Annotated in this window: 2 protein-coding genes and 1 pseudogene; 2 read left to right on the top strand and 1 reads right to left on the bottom strand. The window is 70.8% G+C overall.

Features of this window, described 5'->3' with window-relative positions:
- A pseudogene (locus tag AC16DP_RS26420) lies at positions 1 to 754 on the bottom strand (DUF2380 domain-containing protein); the annotation flags it as partial.
- 339 nt (positions 755 to 1,093) lie between these two features.
- Between AC16DP_RS26420 and AC16DP_RS26425 the strand changes: the two are divergent.
- Together AC16DP_RS26425 and AC16DP_RS26430 are read left to right on the top strand one after the other, a co-directional pair.
- Positions 1,094 to 1,621, top strand: coding sequence for a hypothetical protein (locus tag AC16DP_RS26425; RefSeq protein WP_329733321.1), 528 nt, complete (start codon positions 1,094 to 1,096; stop codon positions 1,619 to 1,621).
- A gap of 24 nt (positions 1,622 to 1,645) precedes the next feature.
- Positions 1,646 to 4,531 (top strand): pilus assembly protein (locus AC16DP_RS26430; RefSeq protein ID WP_483956881.1); only part of this gene is annotated, 2,886 nt, incomplete at its 3' end.

Here is a 4,531-nt window from a genome sequence, read left to right on the forward strand (position 1 = left end):
GCGCCGACACGAGGGTGAGCGCCTCCATGGACTCCTTCAACAGCAGCGCCGCCTCGAGGACCTTCACCCCCTTGTTCATGGTCTCGAGGAGCTCGGCGAGCTCGCGCGTGAGGTGGCCCACCAGGGCGGGCATGTCCCGCGCCGCTGCCTCCACCTGCTCCGGCTCCAGGGACGCGAGCGCCGTCATGGCGGGCTCCAGCAACTTCTGCCAGCCGTCCATCCTCATGAAGAGCACCTCCACGCTATTGAGGCGCCGGGAGAGCGCCGCGTCGGTGAGGGTGAGGAAGTCGACCCATACGGCCAGCAGCATGGAGCCCATCATCGCGGCCTCCAGCCGTGGGCCCGCGAGGCGCAGCAGGGCGAGCTGCATGTCCGGCTCCTCCACCTGCGACGCCTCGGCGGCAAGCTCCGTGGCGGCGGCGAGCTCGGCATCAATCCACCGCAGCTGACGTTCCCCATATTCGACGTAGCGGACGAAGATGCCGTTGCCCACGCGGGCAATGCCCGAGTAGCTGGCCGCGAGTCTGGAGAGCTCGCTGGAGAGTCGGCGGGTGGAGCCGGACACATCGCCCACGCCCTTGCGGAAGGCCAGATGGGCAGCGAGGGCGCTGTGCCACAGTGTCTCGGGAGCAGGAGAGCGCGGCTGGGAGTCGAGTACACGCGGAGACTCCCCGCCCGCGCCGATGGCCCCTGTGGGCCCGGTAGCGCCGTACGGGGTGTAGCGCAGGCTCCGCCCCGAGCCAGGCGGTGGCATCAGCGACACACAGGCGTTGGACAGGAGAACCAGGACAAGCAGCGTGCATCGTCCAGGTCCTGGCCATGACAATGAAGGCGGGGAGCACGGCCACCAGCTCATCCGGAACCTCTTTCTCCTACACGAGCCGCCCAACGTCAGCCAGGAGCAGGCAGGCGTGCAAGGGTTACAGAAAGGGAAGTTCCTTTCCCAGTAGAAAGGCCAGTCCTGGGTAACTCCGGCGGTCACGTGGGGTAGCGGACTTCCCTCTCGTTCCAAGGGTTTGCACAAGGAGTTCCCGCCCCCTGGGGCAGGTGGGCCACGCTTTGCACAGGCAGCCGGGCGGAAGGAGTCCTCCGCGTGTCCGTCCGGTCCCGTTCCGCTGTGTTCCACGCCACCACCCGCGTGCGGGTGAGCACTCCCCGCGGCATGGCCCTCGTGATGGCGCTGCTCGTCGTGGTCCTCGTCACCCTGCTGGTGGCCGGCGCCATCTCCTTCACCGGCACCGAGCGCAATGCCTCCGTGCTCCAGACGCGCGACGACGCGCTCTCGGCCTGCACCCAGGCCGCGCGCAACCTCTTCCTCGCCCGCCTCCGGGTCCTCACCCCCGGCAGCACCGCCCAGGTGCACCTGGATGATGCGTACGGCCAGGGCATCATCCGCGCGGGCCACTTCACCGGCTCGACGCCCTCGCCCACGCTGACACACGTGGAGCGGCTGCCCGCCAACGCCGTGGGCGCCTCGCGCGACACGGCCCGCGACATCAGCAACACGCTCGGCGACGCCGCCGAGGGCGCCTATTGGTACTCCGTGACGGCGCTCTGCCAGGAGTACCCCGGCGGCCCCGAGCGCGAGGTCGAGTTCGTCATCCGTGTCGGCCTTCAGTAGCCCCTCCTCCGAGGAATCCATTCCATGAACGCCCGGAGCCACCTCCGCCGCCTGTCCGCCGCCGCGCTCCTGCTCGCCTCCACCCTGGCCGCCTCCGCCACGCCGGAGGACCCGGGAGCCAGGGCCGCCTGTTGCCAGCTCACCACCTCGCTCGCCGCCGAGGCCCTGCGCGGCCAGGACATCACCGGCGACGAGCGCTTCTTCATGAGCGAGGGCACGCCGCCCAACGTGCACTTCCTCATCGACACCTCGGCGTCCATGCGCGAGCTGCCCCAGGTGCAGGAGGGCAACCACGAGGCCTTATTCGCCGCCGGGGACGGCTGCTCCAACCCGGACCTGCTCGCGATGCAGGCGGCCAACGGGTGGAACCCGTCCACGGCCTACCCGGTGCCGGACGCGGACCACCCCGGCCTGTTCCGCGACGACAAGTTCTACGCGTACATGTTCTGGGAGGACCTCAACACGCCGGCCTCGCAGTGGAACACGAAGGAGGAGGTCTGCGCGTACCAGCACCCGGCGAGCGCGGACCCGACGCGAGCGCTCTACGACGCGTGCCTCGCCTGCATGGAGACGAAGGGCTTCTACAAGCGCCCCGGGGCCATGGGCTCGAGGCCGGGCACGGACCCGAGGCGCTACACGTATGCCTTCTCGGGCCGCTTCCTCAACTTCAACCCGCCCAAGTACGTGACGGCGAAGGCGGTGCTCAAGGCCATCCTCCGGGACATGCGCCAGGCGCGCGTGGGCATCAGCTACTTCGACGCGGACAACACGGTGCACGGCGCGCTCATGTCCATGCCGCAGGGCCCCACGTGCGAGCAGCTCAGCGCGGACCCGCGCGCCTTCGAGACGGTGCGCCCCAGCTACCTCGCGGCCGTGGACGCGCTGCGCTTCAAGGCCGCCACCCCGCTGGCCGAGTCGCTCCTCAACGTGGGGCAGTACTTCTCCTCCAGCAACGCCCTCTACACGGACGTCTTCGGCTTCGACTCGAGCTTCCTCAAGAGCGGCTTCCAGAACGCGCCCCTGTCCCGCCCGGAGCGCAGCTGGTGCTGGGGCTGCCAGGCCACGTCCATCGTCATCGTCACGGACGGCGAGCCGAGCGCCGACGAGCACGTCCCCGCCGGCACCCTCGAGGCCCTCAATGGCGGCGCGGTGGAGTGCCCCGCCTCGGAGCCGTGCCCCGAGGACGCGCTGCACAAGCTGGATGACGTGGCGAAGCTGCTCGCCACGAAGGACCTGCAGTCCGGCAGCCCCGCGGTGGTGGGGGACTTCGACACCGGCGGCCGGCAGAGCCTCACCCTCCACGCCATCGGCTTCGGCATCAACGCCAACATCCTCAAGAACGCGGCGCGCGTGGGCGGCGGCCTCTACTACCAGGCCAACGATGGCGCGGGGCTGAAGCAGGCCCTGGAGGACATCATCGCCAACGTGAACCGGCGCTCCACCTCCTTCTCCGCGGCGTCCACGTCCGGCGGACAGCTCGGCTCGGCGAGCGGCACGCTGGTGCCCCGCCTGCGTCCGGGCCGCGACCGGGACGAGCCGTGGCGCGGCTACCTCTACCGCTACAAGCTCGCCTCGGAGCTGCTGCTCGGCTGCAAGGCGGCGCTCGCCTCCTCGGGTGGAGATCCGTGGGACCTCAACCACGACAAGGACTGCGACGACGTCCACCTCATGGACATGGACGGGGACGCCGTGGTGGAGAACGAGGTGGGCGACTTCGTGAAGCTGAGGGACCGCCTGGTGCCCGCCAGGCCCTTCTGGGAGGCGGGCCAGAAGCTCAAGCCCTCGGCGGCGGCCTCGCAGCGGTGGAAGACGCGGGAGCTCTACACGCTCGTGGACAACGGCGGCGCCTCGGGTGGGCCGGACGGGCGGCTGGACTCGCACGACACGCCGGTGGCCTTCACCGAGGCCAATGCGCCGGTGCTGCGCGAGGCCCTCGGCATCGGCGCGAGCGGGTGCACCGTGGCGGGCGAGAAGCTGGGCCCGGACGACTGTGCCCGCGCCGTCATCCGCTACTACCGGGGCGCGGACGTGCTGAACCCGGACAAGACGCGGCGCGACTTCGACCGGCCCTTCCTGCTGCATGACATCTTCCACTCGGCGCCGCGGACGGTGGAGCCGCCCATGCCACGGGAGTTCTGTGGCTTCTCGACGCAGTGCCTGCAGACGCTCTACGCGGGCCGCACGGAGCAGAAGCACTACACGGAGGCGGGCTCGGGCCGCACGCGCGACGCCTATGACGAGTACGTGGCCCGCCACGAGCAGCGCGACCGGGTGGTCCTGGTGGGCTCCAACGGCGGCATGCTGCACGCCTTCCACAACGGCACCCGCACGGGGAAGGACGCGCTCACCGGCCTGCCGAAGCACGACGAGGGCACGGGCGAGGAGCTCTGGGCCTTCATCCCCCCGGACCTGTTGCCCAGGCTGTTGCCCAAGCTGGGCCAGCACGGCTGGTTCGTGGACGGCACGCCCATGGTGCGCGAGGTGTGGCTGGACGGGGTGGGGGCGTCCGGAGACGCGGCGGCGGATGGGACGAAGCAGGCCAGCGAGCTCCGCACCGTGGCCGTGGTGGGCTCGGGCACGGGCGGAGTGCACCGCTTCGCGCTGGACGTGACGGCGCTGCTGGCCAGCCCGGGGGCGGGACAGCCGGGCCGCGCCCCCAGCCAGAAGGGGGACTTCCTGTGGATGTGGCCGCAGCCATGTGACGCGCTCGCGCTCCAACTGGGCGAGAGCGATGGACACTTCGCGCCCCGGCCTCCGCCCATCGGCCCCGTGGCCCTGGCGGACCCGGCCGGCCCGTGGCGCGTGGCGGGCAGGCAGGCGCGCGAGGCGTGGATCGTCTTCCTCAACGGCGGGTATGACCGCTCGCTCAACCGGGGCCGGGGCCTGGCCATGGTGGACATGAAGACGGGC

This window comes from Archangium sp. (assembly GCF_057119385.1).